Here is a 13985-nt window from a genome sequence, read left to right as displayed (position 1 = left end):
TCGGGGGTGCGGCCCCGCGCCCCTAAAGAGGCGCTCCAGAACCCGCGCTCCAGTGGTAGAGCGTCATCGCCACGCTCGTCGCCAGGTTGTAGCTGCTGACCTGGGGACGCATCGGCAGGGACAGCAAGTGGTCGGCGCGGGCGCGGAGTTCCGTCGACAGGCCCGTGCGTTCCGAGCCGAACGCGAGGACGGCGTCGTCCGGGAGCTTGACGCCCCGGATGTCGTCGCCCTCCGGGTCCAGGGCGAACAGCGGCCCCGGCGGCAGCTCGTCGTTGGTCAACCGCTCCACCGTCGTCGCGAAGTGCAGGCCCGCCCCGCCGCGTACGACCGTCGGATGCCAGGGGTCGACCGTCCCGGTCGTCACCACGCCCGTCGCGCCGAAGCCGGCGGCCAGGCGGATCACCGCCCCCGCGTTGCCCAGGTTGCGCGGATTGTCGAGGACCACGACCGGGGTGGTGCGGGGCGTGTGCGCCAGCCGCGCGAGGTTGGACTCGCGGGAGGGACGTACGGCGAGCGCGGCCACGGCGGTGGGGTGCGGGCGCGGCACGAACGACGCGTACGTCTCGTGCGGCACCTCCGTCAGCAGCCCGGCCAGCCTGTCCCGTACGTCCGGGGCCAGCTCGTCGGCGAGGGCGAGGGCGGCCGCCCGGTCGGCGGTGACCGCCACCGGCACCTCGGCTCCGAAACGCAGCGCGTGCTTCAGGGCATGGAACCCGTCGAGCAGGACGGTGTCACCGGCGAGCCGGTGCCAGACGGTCACGGGGTCGGTCATGCCCCGAAGCCTACGTGCGTGGCCTCGGCGCTCTCGGGGGCGCGTTGCCCGGGAAGGATCGCCCGCCCGCCCCGGCGCGGGAACCGGTCACGCGCGCGTGCCGCCCGGCCGCCCAGACGGCGCAGGAAGCCCGTCGGCAGGAACACCGCGTCCGCCGCGATCATCGCCAGCGAGAAGAACGGCAGACCGAGGACCACGGCGATCACGGCGTGCTCGGTCATCATGACCGCCAGCAGGACGTTCTTCACCCGCCGGTTGAACAGGGTGAACGGGAAGGCGACCTGCACGAGGACCGTCCCGTAGGTCACCAGCATCACCATCGTGCCGCTGGCGGACAGCAGGTCGGCGAGCGCGGGCCAGGGCGAGAAGTACTCCAGCTGGAGCGGGTAGTAGACCGCGGTGCCGTCCTGCCAGCGAGAGCCCTGGATCTTGTACCAGCCGGCCGTCGCGTAGATCAGGCACGCCTCGGCCATGATCACGAGCAGGGCACCGTTGTGCACGATGTTGGCGACGACGTCCAGCAGGATCCGCGGCTCACCGGTCCCGGCCCGGCGCCCGACCAGCCACCACAGGGCCTGCACCAGCCACACCGTCCACAGCAGCGCGGGTATCAGCCAGTCGCCCTGCATCCGGCCGACCAGGGTGACCGCGACCAGCACGAACCCGAGCACGCCCCACAGGGCCGGGCCGGTCCGGTCCGTGACCCGCTCGCCGCGCGCGCGTGCCGCCCGGTCCCGCGCGGCCCGCCGGGCGTCCAGCGACCACACCTGGGCGCACCGCGTGAACACCAGGTAGATCGACATCAGGTGCAGCACGTTGTCGCCGCCGTCGCCCATGAACACGCTGCGGTTCTGCAGCGACAGCACGCCGACCATGAACAGCACCGACATGGTGCGGGTGCGCCAGCCCAGCATCAGCAGGGCACTGCAGAGGACGGCGAGCGCGTAGACGATCTCGAACCAGATGCGGCCGTCCGACCACATCAGGGCGGTGAAGGAGCCGTTGGACCCGATCAGCTGCTGGGCGAGATCCCAGCTCCAGGGGCCGTCGGGACCGTACAGCTCGCGGCGGTGGGGGAGCTCGCGGAGCAGGAACAGCAGCCAGGTGGCGCTGAAGCCGATACGGATGACGGCCGTCTGGTAGGGGCCGAGAGCGGCCTCGGTGACGCGGGCGATGCCGCGCGAGACGGCCAGGGAGAACTGGTTCACCGCACGCCTCCCCGGGCCTCGTCCTGCGGCACCGTCCACCACGGCAGCTCCCGGTAGGACGGCGTCATGGAGACCTTCTCCCGGCTCCACTCCGGCGGGGGCACATCGCTGGTCCGGCTGCGCACCTGTACGCGCTCGATGACACCGGCGCCCCCGGTCGCGGCGCGCACCGCGTCGTCGCGGTCGAGGCGCAGCACCATGATCCGGCGCAGATACGACTCCGAGAGCGAGCCGCGCAGGCCCACCGGCCGGTTCTCGCCGTCGTGCGTCGCGACGAAGAAGTCCCAGGCCCGGCGCAGCTCGTTCTGCTGGGTGTGACTGGGCAGCAGGTTGCCGTCGATGGCGTGGCCGTCCTCGGCGGACAGGTCGTACCAGCCGGTCGTCTGCGTCATGCCGTCCGGCCCGCGGACCCCGGCCCGGACCTGGATCGAGATGTTCTGCTGGAGCGGGTTCGGCGCGAAGAGCTTCCAGTTCTGCTCGAACTCCGGATAGATCCACTCGTCCACGGCCTCGCCGTGCGCCCTGGTGACCGTGTTCACCGGGGCGACGTGCAGGAACGTCATCCCCAGATGCACACACACCCCGATGGCGACGACCGCGAGCGCCAGGGCGACCCCGACCTGGTAGCGGAGGGAGAGCGCGGCGACGCCGGTACGGGGTTCACCTGGCGGGTACGGCTCGACGGGCCCGAGCGGCGCGACCGGCTCGGCGGGCCCGAGCGGCCCTGCAGGCCCGGACGGCTCGGCGGGCCCTAGCGGCGCGACCGGCTCGGCGGAGTCCGCCGGTGCACCCCGCTCCCCGGGCACGGCCGGCCGGCCCGGCGTGTCCGGACCGTGCCGGGCGTTCGAGCCCTCGTCGTACGCGTCCATTCCGCCCCGTTTCCACGATCCCGGTCCGTCGTTCCGTCCGCCCGGTCGCGAGGGCGTCGTACCGCCCGCGCAGTCCTGCGCGGCGTCGGCACGGGCACGGTACTCAGGACGCCCACCCCGGGCGCAGCCCCTGTCCGCCGGTCCCGGCGTGGCCGTCGCCACACCGCGGAGGCTGACCGCACGGCGAGTGCGACCAGGGCCGCGGTCCCCCTGCTCCACAGGGGACCCCCGCAGGTTATCCACAGGGCGCCCCGGCCGGTCGTCCACAGGAGTGACACCCTACGGCGCCCGCCCGTACACCCATTCCCTTCTTCTAGAACCTGTTCTATATTGACGCCCCGTCAGCTCAACGGGATCCGCCGGAAGGACAGGCACCGTGGACTTCACCTTCACCGAGGAGCAGCAGGCGGCGGCCGAGGCGGCGAAGGGCGTGTTCGCCGGGGTCGCGCCCGACGCCGTGCCCAGCCCGGCCCTCACCCCGGGCGCCGTCGCCGAGACGCACGACCGCGCCCTGTGGGCCAGGCTCGCCGACGCGGACCTGCTGAGCTTGCTGCTCGACGCCCGGTACGGCGGGGCCGGCCTGGACGCCGTCGCGCTGTGCCTGGTGCTGCGGGAGTCGGCTCGGGTACTGGCCAGGGTGCCCCTGCTGGAGAGCAGCGCGGCAGCGGCGGCCGTCCAGGCCTACGGCGGTGAAGAGGCGAAGGCGGACCTGCTCGCCCGGGCCGGCCGGGGCGAGACCGTCCTGACCGTCGCCGCGCACGGCCGCACCGGCCACGACCCGGCCGAGCAGGCCGTGACCGCCCGGCAGGACGGCGAGACCTGGGTGCTGGACGGGGTGCAGACGGCGGTTCCCTGGGCCTACGACGCGGACGTCACGGTCGTCCCCGCGCACACCGGGACCGGCCGGACCGTACTGGCCCTGGTGCCGCGCGGGCACGAAGGCGTCACCCTCGCCGAGCAGTTCTCCACCAGCGGCGAGCGGCTCGGCGAGCTGCGGCTGGAGTCGGCACGGCTCGCCGCCCGGGACGTGATCGACACCGACGGGGCGTGGGAGTGGCTGCGGGAGCTGCTGGCCACCGGGACGTGTGCGCTGGCGCTCGGGCTCGGGGAGCGCGTGCTGCGGATGACCGCGGAGTACACGGGCGAGCGGGAGCAGTTCGGGTTCCCGATCGCGACCTTCCAGGCCGTCGCCGTGCAGGCCGCCGACCGCTACATCGACCTGCGCGCGATGGAGGCCACCCTGTGGCAGGCCGCGTGGCGGATCGCCTCCGGGGCCCCGGGCCCGCTGCCCGCCGCCGCTGACGTGGCCGTCGCCAAGATCTGGGCGGCTGAGGGCGTGCGCCGGGTCGTGCAGACCGCGCAGCACCTGCACGGCGGGTTCGGCGCCGACGTGGACTACCCCCTGCACCGGTACCACGCCTGGGCCAAATACCTGGAACTGTCACTCGGCCCGGCCGCGGCACACGAAGAGGCCCTGGGCGACCTGCTGGCGGCCCACCCGCCGGCCTGAGCGCGTGGGCAGGGGGCGGGGTCCGGGTGGGTTGCTAGAGGACGAACCCCTGCTGCCCGTCGTCCGTCACGACGGGACGGCCCGCCGCCTCCCACACCTGCATGCCACCGTCGACGTTCACGGCGTCGACGCCCTGCTGGGCCAGGTACATCGTGACCTGGGCGGACCGGCCGCCTGAGCGGCAGATCACATGGACCCGGCCGTCCTGCGGGGCGGCCTCGGTCAGCTCGCCGTACCTGGCGACGAACTCGCTGATGGGAATGTGCAGTGCCCCTTCGGCATGACCGGCCTTCCACTCGTCGTCCTCCCGGACGTCCAGCAGGAAGTCGCCGTCCTTGAGGTCCGCGACCGCGACCGTGGGCACACCAGCTCCAAAACTCATGCGTCCGACGCTACCGGAACCGGCCGGAGCGTCGGCCGGGGCGCGGCTCAGCCCTGGTCTTCGCCCTCGCCGAGCAGCGCGGCCAGCTCCGTCTCCCGCTCGGTGACCTGGGCGAGCAGCCCCTGCCCGATCTCGTCCAGGAGCCGGTCCGGGTCGTCCGGGGCCAGCTGGAGCATGTGGCCGATGGCACTGTCCTCCAGTTCCCGGGCGAGCACGCCGAGCAGTTCCTTGCGCTGGGCGAGCCACTCGAGGCGGGCGTACAGCTCCTCGGCACGGCTCGGGACCCGCTTCAGCTCGGGTCCCTCGGCCCACTCCGCGGCGAGCTCGCGCAGCTCCGCCTCGTCACCCCGGGCGTAGGCGGCGTTGACCCGCGTGATGAACTCCTCGCGCCGCTCACGCTCCTTCTCCTCCTGCGCCAGGTCCGGGTGGGCCTTGCGGGCGAGCTCGCGGTAGAGCTTGCGGGCCTCCTCGCTGGGGCGGACCCGCTGCGGGGGCCGGACCGGCTGGTCCGTGAGCATGGCGGAGGCCTCGGGGAACAGGCCGCTGCCGTCCATCCAGCCGTGCAGCAGTTCCTCGACGCCGGGGATGGGGGCGAGCCGCGCCCGGGCCTCCTCCGCCCGCTGCCGGTCCGCGGGGTCGCCGCTGCGCGCGGCTCTGACCTCGAGGATCCGGGCGTCCAGCTCCTCGAGCCGGGCGTACAGCGGGCCGAGCTTCTGTTCGTGCAGCCGGGAGAAGTTCTCGACCTCGACGCGGAAGGTCTCCACCGCGATCTCGTACTCGATCAACGCCTGCTCGGCGGCCCGCACGGCCCGCTCCAGCCGCGCCTCGGGCCGTGCGGCGTCGCCGCCATCCTGCTCAGCTTCCGGGGTCGTCACCCGACCAGCCTAGGTGACGGACCGACCGCGCCCGCGCCCCGGAGGGCAGGGCCCGGGCCGTGGCGGACCCGGGCCCTGCCGGGCGCAGCCCGCAGCGGCCCTCAGTGCCACCTCAGGAGCCCTACACCCCCGTCTCCGCCGCGACCTTCCCCGCCCGCACGCCCGCCACCAGATCCGCGTGGTCCGCCTCGGTCCGGTCCGCATAGGCCACGGCGAAGTCCGCCATCGCCTCGTCCAGCTCCTCGTTCTTCCCGCAGTACCCGGCGATGAGCCGCGGATCGGCGCTGTGCGCGTGCGCGCGGGCCAGGAGGGCACCGGTCATGCGGCCGTAGTCGTCCAACTGGTCGACGGCCAGGGCGGCCGGATCGACGCTGCCCTTGCGGTTGCGGAACTGGCGGACCTGGAAGGGGAACCCGTCGACGGTCGTCCAGCCCAGCAGGTTGTCGCTCACGACCTGCATCCGCTTCTGGCCCATCACGACCCGCCGGCCCTCGTGACCGGCCTCCGGCGTCTCGAAGCCGGCCGTCACCAGATGCGGCACCAGCGCCGACGCCCGGGCCTCCTTCACCTGGAGCACCAGCGGCTCGCCCCGGTGGTCCAGGAGCAGCACGACGTAGGACCGGGTGCCGACGCTGCCCGTGCCGACGACGCGGAAGGCCACGTCCTGCACCGCGTGCCGGGCGAGGAGCGGCAGGCGGTCCTCCTGCAGGGTGCCGACGTACTCCTCCAGGGACGCGGCCACCGCCGCGGCCTCCGCGTCCGGGACGCGCCGCAGCACCGGCGGGGCGTCGACGAAGCGGCGTCCGCCGTCCTCGGTGGCCTCGGTCGACTTGGCCGCGAAGCGGCCGCTGGTGTTGTGGCGGGCCTTCTCGGAGACCCGCTCCAGCGTGCCGAGCAGATCATGGGCGTCCGTGTGGGAGACGAGCTCCTCGTCCGCGATGGCGTTCCACGCGTCCAGCGCCGGGAGCTTGGCCAGGAGCCGCATGGTCCTGCGGTAGGCGCCCGCCGCGTCGTACGCCGCCTTGCGGCACTGGTCCTCGTCGGCGCCCGCCACCCGGCCCGCGAGCACCAGGGAGGCGGCGAGCCGCTTGAGGTCCCACTCCCAGGGGCCGAGCACCGTTTCGTCGAAGTCGTTGAGGTCGATGACCAGGCCGCCGCGCGCGTCGCCGTACAGGCCGAAATTGGCCGCGTGGGCATCGCCGCAGATCTGGGCCCGGATCCCGGTCATGGGCGTGCGCGCCAGGTCGTGGGCCATGAGGCCCGCCGCGCCGCGCAGGAACGCGAAGGGGGTGGCGGTCATGCGGCCGACCCGGATCGGGGTCAGCTCGGGCAGCCGCCCGCGGCCCGACTCCTCGACGGCGCTCACCGCGTCGGGCCGGGACGCGTCCAGGTCGAGCGCGGCGTGCGCGCTGCGCGGGATCTGCTTGCGCAGGGCCTTGCCCTCGTGCTTGGGCGAGCCCTCGGCCGGCCACTCGGCGAAGCCCCGCACCCGGGGCAACCGGCGCGGCGCTCCGTCCTTCGCCATGGCCCCGCCCTCGTCCTGAGCTCCAGCCCTGGTCATCCTGACCGCCTCCCCCGCACGCGCACGAACATCGACTCGTGCCGACCGTACAACCGGCGGCCGAGACGCGCAGACCCTGGGGACAACTCCACAGCTGTGGACAAACCGTGCCGGGCTCGTAGGGCGGTGAGGCTGTGGGGCGACGGGGCGGTGGCTACGCCCCCGAGGGCACGGAGGCCTGCACCGGCACGGCCGCTTCCTCCTCGGTCCGCACCTGCGCCAGCAACCGCTCGGCCCGGTCCACCGCGATGTCGAGCCGGGCCAGCACCGCCGGCACGGTGATGCTGGGCAGGAAGTGCTCGAACAGCACGACGACACGGCGCTCCAGATCCTGCCGCTGGCAGCGCAGCTGGGACAGCAGCTGCACGCCGGAGAAGCTGCCGACCAGCAGCTCCGCCGTCTCCGCCACGTCGACATGCTGCAGCAGCTCGCCGCGCGTCTTCGCCTCGGTCAGCAGCTGCACGTTCTGGTCGATCCACATCTGGAAGGCCGGGGTGCGGTCGAGGTCCATGGCCCCCTGGTCGAGGGCGAGTCCCACACTGGCCCGCACCAGCGGTTCGGACTGCAGCCGGCGGGCCATCACCAGACCGGAGTCGACGAGCTCCTGGAGCTTGCTGGACTGCGGCGGGAGCGTGATCGCGAGCTGCTCCTCGAACACCCCCACCGCCAGCTCCTCCTTGGAGCCGAAGTGGAAGTAGAGCGCGCCCTTGGTGACGCCTGCCCGGTCCAGGATCTCGCCGATGGTCGCCGAGGTGTAGCCGCGTTCGTCGAAGACGGCCGCCGCCGCCTCAAGGATGATCCGCCGGGTGCGGATCGCGCGCTCCTGTCGCGCCATCGGGTGCCTCCTGATCTCCGTCGATCCCTGTGAAGTCGCTGTGTGGCGAGGTCGCGAGAGCCCGTTCCCAGCGGTTGGCTCACCCTTTGAAAAAAACCGGCTCGTCCGTATCTTAGTCAGGCGTCGACCGTGGCCAGGCAGCCGATCCTGGGGGTTCTCATGCCGCAGACAGGGCCTTTGAGCGCACTCACGGACGATCAGACCGGACGCGGGGGCCGTCCGGCAAACGCACCCGCTACGACCGTCGAGAACCCGCCACAGACCACCGCCCCCCGAGAGATCGTGCCACCGAGCCCCGTCACCGAAGAACCAGCGCCACCCGCCACCGTCGCCGACGAACCCGCCCCACCGGCCACTGTCGCCGAAGAACCTGTGTCCCCGGCCGCCGTGACCGAAGAACCCGCACCACCCGCCACTGTCGCCGAAGAACCCGCACCACCGGCAGCCGACACCGAACGCCCCGCCCCCCGTTCCCACACCGCCGTCACCAAGGAACTCGCCCATCGCACCACCGAGACGGACGTCTTCCCCGCCCGGTGGACCCGAATCTCCGACACCCGATTCCGGTTCCTCGCGCACTGGCCGGCCGACCACCCCTTCTTCGGTCCCGTGGATGACCGCCACCAGGACCCGATGATCGTGAGCGAAACGTTGCGGCAGGCCTCCATGGTGCTGGCGCACGCCGAGTTCGGCACCCCGGCCGACACGCATTTCGTCATGTGGGACCTGACGGTCCGCGTCGACCCGTCCGCGCTGCTGCTGGCGGACGCCGCCGAGCCGGTCGAGTTCGACGTCGTGTGCTCCGAGGTCCGCCGCCGCGGCCGCGGGCTGCACAGCATGCGGACCACGATGGAGTTCCGCCGCGCGGGACGGCTCGTCGCCCGCGGTACCGGCAGCACCGGCTGCACCTCGCCGCGCGCCTACCGCCGTCTGCGGGCGGGCAGGTTGAACAGCCTGGACACGCCGGTTCCGCTCCTGGCGGGCATAGCACCGCAGGCCGCGGGGCGGGCCCGCGCCGAGGACGTCGTCCTCGCCCCGGCCGACCGCCCCGGCGTCTGGAACCTGCGCGTCGACACCGGCCACCCGGTCCTCTTCCCGCGGCCCAACGACCACGTCCCCGGCATGGTCCTGTTCGAGGCGGCCCGCCAGGCCGCGACCGCCGCGACCGGCCTGCACCCCTTCCTGCCGGGCAGGATGACGGCCGGCTTCACCCGGTACGCCGAGCTGCACCGCCCGTGCCGGATCGAGACCGAGGTCTTCGAGGAGCGCCCCGGGGAGGTGAGCGTACGGGTGTCGGGGTGGCAGGACGGAGCGTCCGTCTTCACCGCCGGGCTGACCTCCGCCCGGCCGACGCGGGTACGGTCCCTTTCGTGACGGTCAAGATTCTGATCACGGGCGCGAGCGGCTTCGTCGGCAGCCGGGTCGCCGCCACGGCGGGACGGCAACCGGGCGTCCACGTCCGCCTGTTGTCCCGGCACGCACCACACGGCCCCGAGTACGTCCACGGCGACCTCTGCGCCCCGCCCTCCCTGCGCGGCGTCTGCGCCGACACCGACGTCCTGGTGCACTGCGCCACGCGGGTCGGCGGCGACACCGAGACCGTCCAGGCGGTCAACGACCACGGCACCCGGGCCCTGGTCGAGGAGGCCGTACGCGCCGGAGTGCGCCGGATCGTGTACGTCAGTACGGCCGCCGTCCACGGCCGGGGCCCCTTCCGCGGTGTAAGCCCCGGGGAGGTGCCGATCGCGCCCGCGTCGTCCACGAGCCGCACCCGGGCCGTCGCCGAACGGTACGTCCTCGACGCGGGCGGCCTGGTGCTGCGCCCGCACCTCGTGTACGGCGAGGGCGACCGCTGGGTGATTCCCGGGCTGGTGTGGCTGATGAAGGAGCTGTCGGCCACCCTGACCGGCTGCGAGGCGCTCCAGTCGATGATCGACGTCGACACCCTGGGCCGTGCGGTGGTGGCCGCCGCGCTCTCCCCGGAGTCCGGCGGCGGTGTGCACCACGTCAACCACCCCGAGCCGGTGGCGGTTGCGGATCTGCTGGCGGCCGTGTGCCGGGAGTTGGAGGAGCCCGGCGGCGGTGCGGCCGTGGACGTCGCCACGGCCCTCGACCGGGCCGCCGGGTCACCGCTCGCCCTTCATCACCTCGGCATGCTCACGGTCGACCACTGGTTCGTGGACGACGCGTTCTGGAAGGACTTCGACTGCTCGCCCGGCGAGGGGTTCACGGCCGCGTTCACCGGCGCGGCGCCCTGGTACCGCGCGTTCCTCCAGGGTCGGAGAGTTGCCTGATCGCCTCCGCCTCCTCCGGGCGCGGGGCTAATCCCGGCCGTGCAGCAGGACGGGCAGTTCCTCGTGGCCGGTGGAGATGATGGACCGCAGCCGCTTGGGCGGACGCGCCGGATCGGCCAGGGCCAGCCGCGGGAAGCGCGCGAACAGCGACGTCAGGGCCACGGTCGCCTCGGCCATGGCCAGGGGCCGGCCCAGGCAGTGGTGCACGCCGTGACCGAAGGACACATGGTCGCGGCTCGTGGCGCGCGTGACGTCGAACCGTTCGGCGTCCGGTCCGTGCCGCTCGGGGTCGCGCCCGGCACCGGCGAAGGAGACCACGAGCGGATCGCCCTTGGGGATGGTCAGGCCCGGCTCGACCTCGATGTCCTCGACGGCGTAGCGCAGGCCCGACATGGCGCCCGGCGCCTCGAATCGCAGCGACTCCTCCAGGGCGTCCTCCCAGGTCACCCGCCCGGAGCGGACGAGGTCGAGCTGGTCGGGGTGGGCCAGCAGGCTGTGCACGGTGTTGTCGATGAGGTTGACGGTCGTCTCGAACCCGGCGGTGAGCAGCAGGATCAGGTTGTCCATCAACTCCTGTTCGCTGAGGCTGCCTTCGTCGCGCGCGGCGATGAGCGCCGTCGTCAGGTCGTCGGCCGGGTGCTCGCGCTTGTGCTGGAGGAACGCGGTCAGCGTGCCGTAGAGGTCGACGGCGTTGGCCTGGGCGTCCTCCAGGGAGATCGCCGTGTCGAAGAAACGGTTGATGATGCGGTAGAGGGCCGCGCGCGGGCCGTCCTCACCGGGCGGTACGCCGAACAGCTCGCACACCACCTCGTGCGGGACCGGCGCCGCGAACGCCGCCCGCAGATCGACGACTTCGCCCTCCGGGACGCCCTCCAGGGCGTCCAGCGCCCGGTCGACGATCTCCTGGACGCGCGGCAGCAGCGCGTCGACACGGCGCTTGGTGAAGGCGGCGGCCATGGGCTTGCGCAGCCGGCTGTGGTCGGAGCCGTAGGCGGTGACCATGTTGCGCACCGAGACCCAGATGGCGAGCGGCCAGGTGCGGGAGATGTCCCCGTTGATCCAGGCCGGCCAGTGCTGGTAGGCGTCCTTGCTCGTCTCGGGGCCGGCCAGGAGCCGCTTGTTCAGCTCCAGGCCGGTGATCCACCACGCCCGTACACCGCCGGGGAGTTCGACCTCCACGGCCGGGCCCTGGGCACGGATCCGGGCTATCTCGCCGTAGAGGTCCTGACCGGACGGGTCGATCGACAGGAAGGGGCAGGCCTGCTGTGCCATGACTCATCGCTCCTCGGTCCAGAGGCTGGGGGACCATCGTGCGATCCGCGGGCCGAAAAAACTTGGTATCCGGTTTGTTTTGGCCACGGCTTCACCCACTGTCGGCCATGGCCGAGTGAACCACCGCAGGGCGAGCCCCACCCGGCCCGCCTCCGCCGGGACGCCCGGGGCGGCCGGTCCGCTCCCCGCCGGACCCTGCGTCGGCCGTCGTCCTCGCCGCCACGACCGGCATCGAGGCGCTGGCCCGGGAGGACCACGGCTGGCTCGCCCGGCCCTCGCTGACCGACTGGTGGCAGCTGCTGCTGCCGTGCCTGGCGGCGCCGTGTGTGGCCGGGGCGCTGGGTAGGTCCGTGAGACGGGTCCGAACGGCCCAGTCCTGTTCGGTCACCCGTGGCTCCCCCACAGGGCTCTGATGGCGACGCAAGGAAACCAACGCGCTGGTTCCTACTACAACGCGCCGACGGCGCACCGGCCTTGGGTCGGGCCTAGGCCCGCAGATACGCGAGCACGGCCAGCACGCGGCGGTGGGTCGCGTCCGCCGGCGGCAGGTCCAGCTTGGTGAGGATGCCGGAGACGTGTTTGCCCACGGCCGCCTCGGAGACGACCAGTTCGCGGGCGATCGCGCTGTTGGACCTGCCCTCGGCGATCAGTGCCAGCACCTCCCGCTCGCGCGGGGTGAGCCGCTCCAGCGGGTCGCGGCGGCGGCGCAGCAACTGCCGTACGACCTCGGGGTCGACGACCGTGCCGCCGTCCGCCACCTCGCCGAGCGCCTCGACGAACTCCTCGACCTGGCCGACGCGGTCCTTGAGCAGATAGCCGACGCCCGTGCCGTCACCGGAGTCCAGCAGGTCGGCGGCGTAGCGGCGCTGCACGTACTGGCTGAGGACCAGGACCGGCAGCGTGGGCCGCTCCCCGCGCAGCCGCACGGCCGCGTGCAGGCCCTCGTCCTGGAAGCCGGGCGGCATCCGCACGTCCGTCACGACCACGTCCGGGTCGTGCTCCCCGACGGCCGCGACCAGCGCCTCGGCGTCCCCCACGGCCGCGACGACCTCGTGCCCGCAGCGTTCGAGCAGTCCGACGAGCCCGTCCCGCAGCAGCACGCTGTCCTCCGCCAGGACGACCCGCAGCTGCCGCTCAACTCGCAGGGTCACAGGGGATCTCCACACGCAGCAGGGTCGGTCCGCCGGGCGGACTGGTCAGGGAGAGTCTGCCATCGAGCACCGACACCCGGTCGGCGAGCCCGGTCAGCCCGCTGCCCTGCCCGGCCCGTGCGCCACCGCGCCCGTCGTCGCGTATCCGCAGGATCAGCCGCCCGTCCCGGTGCCCGCCGCTGACCTGTGCCCTGCCTGCCCCGCTGTGCCTGCTCACGTTGGTGAGCGCCTCGCACACCACGAAGTACGCGGCGGCCTCTACCGCCGGGGAGAGCCGCCCGGGCAGCTCCAGGTCGATGTCCACGGGCACGGCCGAACGGTCGGCGGCGTCGGCGACGGCGGCTTCGAGGCCGTAGTCGGCGAGGACCTTGGGGTGGATGCCGTGGATGAGCTCGCGCAGTTCCGCGAGGGCCGTGCCCGCCTCCTGGTGGGCCTTGGTGAGCTGGTCGGCGAGCGGGCCGGCCGGGGCGTCGAGGCGGGCCAGTCCGAGCGTCATCGTCAGGGCGACGAGCCGTTGCTGCGCCCCGTCGTGCAGATCGCGCTCGATCCGCCGCCGCTCCGCCTCGAAGGCGTCCACCAACCGCACCCGGGACCGGGCCAGTTCGACCACCCGGGCCCCCAGGTCGGCCTCCCGCGGCGCGACCAGCAGCCGGGTCAGCCCGGCCCGGGCCCCGGCCACGACGCCCAGCAGCCAGGCGCCCAGGGCGAGGAGGAGCAGCCCGAGGAGGGCGAATCCGAAGGCGGCCGGCCAGGTGGTGACGAGCCACACCTTGAGCACCTTCGCCTCGCCGAAGGCGGCCAGGAGCGCCGGGGTGGCGACCACGGTCATCGGGCACAGCAGGCCGACGGCGAGCGCGAGGGCGTCGACCGGCCACAACAGCCCCGCGAACAGCAGGGCGTGGCCCAGCTCCCGCCAGGTGGCCCGTTCCCGCAGCCGGGTCGTCAGCCAGGCCCGCAGGCCCGGGTCGCCGGGCGGCTCGTGCGGGTCGGGCGCCGGCTCCGGGTCGACCAGTCGCAGCCGCAGCCGCTCCATCGCCGCCACCGGGATGCCCGCCAGGACCGTGCACAGGAGCAGCGGCAGCCCCACCAGCGCGAGCGCGAGCACCCCGCCCGCCACCGCCGACAGCACGATCCCCACGAGCACGACGACGCCGGTCACCGTGCCGGTGAGCAGGTAACCGGCCGACCGCCACGGCCACGCCGACAGCAGGTAGCCGGGGCGGGACATGGCCTGCCACACGTTCCGAGGATGCATG

General features: G+C 73.4%; 13 protein-coding genes. 3 read left to right on the top strand and 10 right to left on the bottom strand.

The genetic code is table 11. The annotated features are described in order from the left end of the window. Positions 1 to 22: 22 nt before the first annotated feature. From AB0G20_RS06145 to AB0G20_RS06135, 3 genes are read right to left on the bottom strand one after another with little or no spacing between them, the layout of a single operon-like run. On the bottom strand, positions 23 to 772 hold the full coding sequence (locus tag AB0G20_RS06145; protein WP_361296504.1) for a TrmH family RNA methyltransferase: 750 nt from the start codon (positions 770 to 772) through the stop codon (positions 23 to 25). After that, a complete protein-coding gene (locus AB0G20_RS06140) occupies positions 769 to 1980 on the bottom strand; it encodes an HTTM domain-containing protein (RefSeq protein WP_361296501.1) in 1212 nt (403 codons plus the stop codon). Before AB0G20_RS06140 ends, AB0G20_RS06145 begins: the two co-directional genes overlap by 4 nt. Beyond that, the gene (locus AB0G20_RS06135; RefSeq protein WP_361296498.1) at positions 1977 to 2849 is read right to left on the bottom strand and encodes a DUF5819 family protein; all 873 of its coding nucleotides are present in this window, start codon (positions 2847 to 2849) and stop codon (positions 1977 to 1979) included. The genes AB0G20_RS06140 and AB0G20_RS06135 overlap by 4 nt, the downstream gene beginning before the upstream one ends. A gap of 376 nt (positions 2850 to 3225) precedes the next feature. Between AB0G20_RS06135 and AB0G20_RS06130 the strand changes: the two genes are divergently transcribed. After that, positions 3226 to 4359 (top strand): acyl-CoA dehydrogenase family protein, encoded by a 1134-nt coding sequence (locus AB0G20_RS06130; protein ID WP_361296495.1) that lies wholly within the window; start codon positions 3226 to 3228, stop codon positions 4357 to 4359. A 34-nt stretch (positions 4360 to 4393) separates the two neighbouring features. On the opposite strand, the gene AB0G20_RS06125 is transcribed toward AB0G20_RS06130, so the two are convergent. The 4 genes from AB0G20_RS06125 to AB0G20_RS06110 form a co-directional block, all read right to left on the bottom strand. Next, on the bottom strand, positions 4394 to 4723 hold the full coding sequence (locus AB0G20_RS06125; protein WP_031137536.1) for a rhodanese-like domain-containing protein: 330 nt from the start codon (positions 4721 to 4723) through the stop codon (positions 4394 to 4396). A 65-nt stretch (positions 4724 to 4788) separates the two neighbouring features. Beyond that, the gene (locus tag AB0G20_RS06120) at positions 4789 to 5616 is read right to left on the bottom strand and encodes a hypothetical protein (RefSeq protein ID WP_361296492.1); all 828 of its coding nucleotides are present in this window, start codon (positions 5614 to 5616) and stop codon (positions 4789 to 4791) included. A 121-nt stretch (positions 5617 to 5737) separates the two neighbouring features. Further along, positions 5738 to 7177 carry a DUF2252 domain-containing protein gene (locus AB0G20_RS06115; protein WP_361296489.1) on the bottom strand — a complete coding sequence of 480 codons (1440 nt, stop codon included), beginning with the start codon at positions 7175 to 7177 and terminating at the stop codon, positions 5738 to 5740. 154 nt (positions 7178 to 7331) lie between these two features. Next, positions 7332 to 8012, bottom strand: a complete 681-nt coding sequence (locus tag AB0G20_RS06110) for a ScbR family autoregulator-binding transcription factor (protein ID WP_361296486.1) — start codon at positions 8010 to 8012, stop codon at positions 7332 to 7334. A 387-nt stretch (positions 8013 to 8399) separates the two neighbouring features. Between AB0G20_RS06110 and AB0G20_RS06105 the strand changes: the two genes are divergently transcribed. Then, a complete protein-coding gene (locus tag AB0G20_RS06105) occupies positions 8400 to 9386 on the top strand; it encodes a ScbA/BarX family gamma-butyrolactone biosynthesis protein (protein ID WP_361296483.1) in 987 nt (328 codons plus the stop codon). Beyond that, positions 9383 to 10306: an NAD-dependent epimerase/dehydratase family protein gene (locus AB0G20_RS06100; RefSeq protein WP_361296480.1), complete on the top strand. Its 924-nt coding sequence runs from the start codon at positions 9383 to 9385 to the stop codon at positions 10304 to 10306. Before AB0G20_RS06105 ends, AB0G20_RS06100 begins: the two co-directional genes overlap by 4 nt. 27 nt (positions 10307 to 10333) lie before the next feature. Here the strand turns inward: AB0G20_RS06100 and AB0G20_RS06095 are convergent, their stop codons facing one another. The 3 genes from AB0G20_RS06095 to AB0G20_RS06085 form a co-directional block, all read right to left on the bottom strand. Further along, positions 10334 to 11578 carry a cytochrome P450 gene (locus AB0G20_RS06095; protein WP_361296477.1) on the bottom strand — a complete coding sequence of 415 codons (1245 nt, stop codon included), beginning with the start codon at positions 11576 to 11578 and terminating at the stop codon, positions 10334 to 10336. Positions 11579 to 12063: 485 nt separating this feature from the next. Continuing rightward, positions 12064 to 12723, bottom strand: a complete 660-nt coding sequence (locus tag AB0G20_RS06090; protein ID WP_361297704.1) for a response regulator transcription factor — start codon at positions 12721 to 12723, stop codon at positions 12064 to 12066. Further along, on the bottom strand, positions 12713 to 13984 hold the full coding sequence (locus AB0G20_RS06085; RefSeq protein WP_361296475.1) for a sensor domain-containing protein: 1272 nt from the start codon (positions 13982 to 13984) through the stop codon (positions 12713 to 12715). The genes AB0G20_RS06090 and AB0G20_RS06085 overlap by 11 nt, the downstream gene beginning before the upstream one ends. Position 13985 lies beyond the last annotated feature (1 nt).

The organism is Streptomyces sp. NPDC024017 (genome assembly GCF_040638895.1).
Lineage (GTDB): Bacteria > Actinomycetota > Actinomycetes > Streptomycetales > Streptomycetaceae > Streptomyces.
Note: the sequence above shows the minus strand (reverse complement) of the source record. Positions and strands in the feature narration are given on the sequence as shown.

What these genes read in the sequence shown, in the direction of transcription:
- AB0G20_RS06145 (WP_361296504.1), bottom strand. Translation starts at nt 772, where the DNA reads ATGACCGACCCCGTGACCGTCTGGCACCGGCTCGCCGGTGACACCGTC.
- AB0G20_RS06135 (WP_361296498.1), bottom strand. Translation starts at nt 2,849, where the DNA reads ATGGACGCGTACGACGAGGGCTCGAACGCCCGGCACGGTCCGGACACG.
- AB0G20_RS06115 (WP_361296489.1), bottom strand. Translation starts at nt 7,177, where the DNA reads ATGACCAGGGCTGGAGCTCAGGACGAGGGCGGGGCCATGGCGAAGGAC.
- AB0G20_RS06110 (WP_361296486.1), bottom strand. Translation starts at nt 8,012, where the DNA reads ATGGCGCGACAGGAGCGCGCGATCCGCACCCGGCGGATCATCCTTGAG.
- AB0G20_RS06095 (WP_361296477.1), bottom strand. Translation starts at nt 11,578, where the DNA reads ATGGCACAGCAGGCCTGCCCCTTCCTGTCGATCGACCCGTCCGGTCAG.
- AB0G20_RS06085 (WP_361296475.1), bottom strand. Translation starts at nt 13,984, where the DNA reads ATGCATCCTCGGAACGTGTGGCAGGCCATGTCCCGCCCCGGCTACCTG.